The sequence below is a fragment of the Arthrobacter sp. TB 26 genome, assembly GCF_000427315.1.
In the GTDB taxonomy this organism is placed as follows: Bacteria; Actinomycetota; Actinomycetes; order Actinomycetales; family Micrococcaceae; genus Arthrobacter.
This window is the reverse complement of record NZ_AUPJ01000158.1, coordinates 850-4,997: the sequence shown is the minus strand read 5'-3', so window position 1 is coordinate 4,997 and position 4,148 is coordinate 850. Positions and strand designations below refer to the sequence as shown.

Sequence of the window (4,148 nt, the reverse complement as noted above, 5' to 3'; positions counted from 1 at the left end):
CCCGGCGCGAACGGCGGCCGTGGCGCACCAAAGTTCGGCCTCCCGCAGGAGGTGTTCGCTGCGCCGGTTGCCCAGTTTTGTCTTCGCCTGGCTGGTGTACGTGCCGCGGTGGAGTTCGAGGTACATCTCACCGACCCAGACAGGGAGCGCCTCGTACTCGGCCTGGGCGGTGGCGAAGAAGCTGGCCGCCGATCCGAGTTCCACCTTCGGCGACCCCTCCAGGTCCGCGGTGCGGCGCGCCGCTGCCAGCATCTCGCGGGTGGGGCCGCCGCCGCCGTCGCCGTAGCCGAACGGGACCAGCGAGGTAGTGCCACGGCCGTGGTCGCGGTAGTTCCGCTCGGCGTGGGCTAGCTCCCGGCCGCTGAGCTCCGAGCTGTAGCTGTCCACCGGCGGGAAATGCGTGAAGAGCCGGGTGCCGTCGATCCCCTCCCAGTTGAAGGAGTGGTGCGGCATCCGGTTGACCTGGTTCCAGGAGATCTTCTGGGTCAGGAACCACTTGCTGCCGGCGGCCTTGACGATCTGCGGCATGGCTGCCGAATAGCCGAAGGTGTCCGGAAGCCACGCTTCCTCACATTCCACGCCGAACTCGGCCAGGAAGAAGCTCTTCCCTTCCAGGAACTGGCGGGCCATGGCCTCTCCGCCGGGCATATTGGTGTCCGCCTCCACCCACATGCCGCCCACGGGGACAAACTGGCCCGTGGCGACCTTCTCCCGGATCCGGCCGAACAGCTCCGGATACAGCTCCTTGATCCAGGCCAGCTGCTGCGCCGAGGAGCAAGAGAACACGAACCCGGGATCCTCGTCCATTAGCGCCACCACGTTGGAGAAGGTGCGGGCGCACTTGCGGATCGTTTCGCGGACGGGCCAGAGCCAGGCGGAGTCAATGTGCGCATGTCCGGTGGCGAGCAGTCGGTGGGCCGAGGCGTAGGCCGGCCGGGCCAGGACGCCGGCCAGGGCCTCGCGCCCCGCGCCCGCCGTACCCGGCACGTCATCGGGATCCATGACGTCCAGCATGCGTTCCAGCGCGCGCAGGATTTCGTGACGGCGGGGGAGCTCCATCGGCAGCTCGTGCATGAGGCCGCTAAGGGTCCAGATGTCCTGTTGCAGTTCCCAGACTGCCTGGTTGAGCTCCGCGATGACGATCCGGCCGAGACGGTACTTCGGTTCCTCGCCCGAGGTCGCCTTGTCGCCATAGGGGGTGGCCGCGAAGGTCCAGCCCTGCGACAGATCGGGGTTGGCGGCCGCCTCGACGTAGAAATCGACGGACATCCCGCTGCCCAGGAGCTTCAGCGGAATGTACTGGTTGCGCGGGGAGATGGCCTTGACGATGGTCCCGTCCGGCCGCCAGGCGATGCCCTCGCATTGGAACCCGGGAAGGTCACTGCTGAAGCCCAGGTCGACGATCACTTCCACGGAGGTGTCCGCTGCCGTTCCCCAGCCGTCCGGAACCTGCCCCTGCAGCCGCAACCACTTCGTGCTCCACGGGCGCCCCCAGGCCGCTCCGTGCTCCTGGGGCGTGAACTGTTGCCGGAGCGCGTCCATAACCGGAACGGGCTCATCCGGGACATCCCAGCTGCTCAGGGTGAGCGGCATGGTGCGCGGGTAGACCGCGGGGACGATGCGTTCGCGGACAAAGCGGTCCAGCCGGACTTCCGTGAGACGGCGGTCGTCGTGCAATGTGTTCCTCTTAGCGCTGGCGTGGATGACGCTGAAATGCATCCAATCGATGGATAAAACTTACGTCGCCGCCAGCCCCAGGCCAAGCGGCGTCCAGGGGACGCTAGCCGCCGACGGGTGCGGGCACGGCCACGCGGCGGGCGCCCGCATACACATTCAGCGAGGTACCCCGGCTAAAGCCGGCCAGGGTGATGCCGCTGGATTCGGCCAGCTCGACGGCCAGGCTCGACGGCGCGCTGACCGCGGCCAGGACGGGAATGCCGGCCAGGGCAGCCTTCTGCACCAGTTCGAACGACGCCCGTCCGCTAACTTGGAGCACGGTTCCGCGCAGCGGCAACAGGCCCTCGCGCAGGGCCCAGCCGACCACCTTGTCCACGGCATTGTGGCGACCCACGTCCTCACGCAGGCACAGCAGCTCGGCGGAGCCGTCGGCGGCGGTCCGGAACAGGCCGGCGGCATGCACACCGCCGGTGACGTCGAAAACAGCCTGGGCTTCCCGCAACTGGTCCGGAAGGGCCGCGAGCGTGGCCACGGGGACCACCAGCGGATCGTCGGCAGGGCTGAAATGCGAGGACTTGTGCACTGCCTCAATCGAATCCGTGCCGCAGATGCCGCACGAGCTGGAGGTGTAGACGTTCCGCCCGGTGTCGGGGCGGACGACGTCGGGCCGCAGCTGGGCTTCCACAACGTTGAACGTCTGGACGCCGTCTTCGTCCTCGCCGGCGCAGAACCGCAGCGAGACGAGCTGTTCGGGGCTCCAGATAACGCCTTCGGAGACGAGAAAGCCCGCTACGAGGTCAAAGTCGTTCCCCGGGGTCCGCATGGTGACGGAGAAGGACAGGCTGCCGATCCGGATTTCCAGCGGCTCCTCGACGGCGAGCACATCCTCCCGGTGCCTTACCGGGAATTCGAGAGCCTGGGGGGATCCGTCCAGGACATACTTGTGCACCTTGCGGCGCTGCGTGACTCGGCCCATCAGGTACTCCTAACCAACATAGCTCCATCATGGCAAGCACTGGGCCGGGTGGCCAGCGCGCGTTAAAGACCGGGTGTCAGCCCAGCAGTTCACTCCAGTCCACAGGCCCGCNNNNCGGCAGGCTTCCGGGCGGACCGTTTGGGGGCGGCTCTTTCTTTCGCCGCCGCCAGGTCCGGAAGGGGCGACCCCCAGGGAAGGGCGAAGGCCGGGACGGGTTCGCCCAGCTGCACCCCATGCGGCGGGACCACCAGTACGCCGTCGGCTGCGGCCAGTCCGCGCATCATTCCCGGGCCGGTGTGCTGCGCCGGAGAAGCCATGCCGTAGAGGAGCCGGAACGGCATGAGCCGCGTCCGGCCGGGGTCCGTGTCAATCGTGGAGCCGCACGGCACCTCGGTGACGGGCGGCAGGGGCCGGTGCCCCAGCGCCGCCAGGAGCGGCGCCCCGATGGTTGACAGTGCCATCATGGCCGCAAGCGGGTTGCCCGGCAGCCCGATGATGAACCTGCCGTCCGGCAGCTCTGCCAGCACGGCGGGATGGCCCGGGCGCATGGCGATGCCGTCGATCAGCAGCCGTCCGCCGAGCTCGGCCACCGCACGCCGAAGGTGGTCGGTGCCGGACCGGCCGGTGCCGCCCGTGGTGATGACGACGTCGGCGGGCGACAGCTCAGCGACGGAACCACCGGAAAGCGCCCCCGGCGAGGCAGTCCCCGGGTCGGTGTCCTCGAGGGCGGCGAGCCACTCCGTGTAGCTGTCGCCAATCTTCGTTTCGCCGGTACAGCTCCCCCCGAGCATTTCCACGACCCCCGCCAGCTGGGGGCCGAAGGTGTCGCGCACCTCCCCCGGCTGCGGGATCCCCGCCGTGACGACCTCGGAGCCGGTGAACACCAGCCGGACCACGGCTTTGCCCAGGACCGGGAGGCTGTCGTGCCCGGCGAGTGCTGCGAGGGCCAGGTGGGCGGGGTTGAGCACAGTGCCGCGCTTGATCAGCATTTCGCCGGCGGCGGCTTCCTGAGCGGCGTTCCGGACGTGTTCGCCGTTGCGCGGCTCGCCGGGCTTGGCGGCGCCGCCGAGCTGCAGGACCGGGAGCCCGTCCTCGTCGGCGGCAATCCTGCCGCTTTCGCTGCGCAGCACGGCCTTCGCTCCGGCCGGCATCAGCCCGCCAGTGACGATCGGGCTTGCCTGGTGCGGGGCCAGCCGCTGGCCGGGCTCCGCGAGGATCCATGGTCCGCTGCCGTTGACGGCCCAGCCGTCCATGGCGGAGGAAGCGTAATGCGGCATGTCCACAAGCGCTTCCACGTCGGCGGCAAGCGTCCTCCCCAAGGCGGCACGAAGGACAACGGGTGCGGCGGGGATGGGCGTTGCGCAGTCGAAGGCGAGTTGCCAGGCTTCCGGCCAGGTGTGCGCGAGGTGCCGATGCGGTTCCGGTTCGCCGGGCGTTGCGGCCGAACCGTCCTCGGCGCGGCCGGCAACTGCCTCGGCCGGACCATCGGCAGGGG

The 4,148-nt window shown here is 69.3% G+C and carries 1 protein-coding gene and 2 pseudogenes (2 of these 3 only partly in view); all 3 read right to left on the bottom strand.

Annotated elements, in window-relative coordinates; genetic code table 11:
- Window positions 1–1,677: pseudogene (locus K789_RS22380) on the bottom strand (alpha-mannosidase); it reaches 1,354 nt to the left of the window's first position.
- Window positions 1,678–1,780: 103 nt separating this feature from the next.
- Entirely contained in the window at window positions 1,781–2,653 is an 873-nt protein-coding gene (fdhD, locus tag K789_RS0105300; protein ID WP_024365851.1) for a formate dehydrogenase accessory sulfurtransferase FdhD, read from the bottom strand.
- A gap of 76 nt (window positions 2,654–2,729) precedes the next feature.
- Window positions 2,730–4,148, bottom strand: a pseudogene (locus tag K789_RS22375) (molybdopterin molybdotransferase MoeA); it runs 55 nt beyond the window's last position.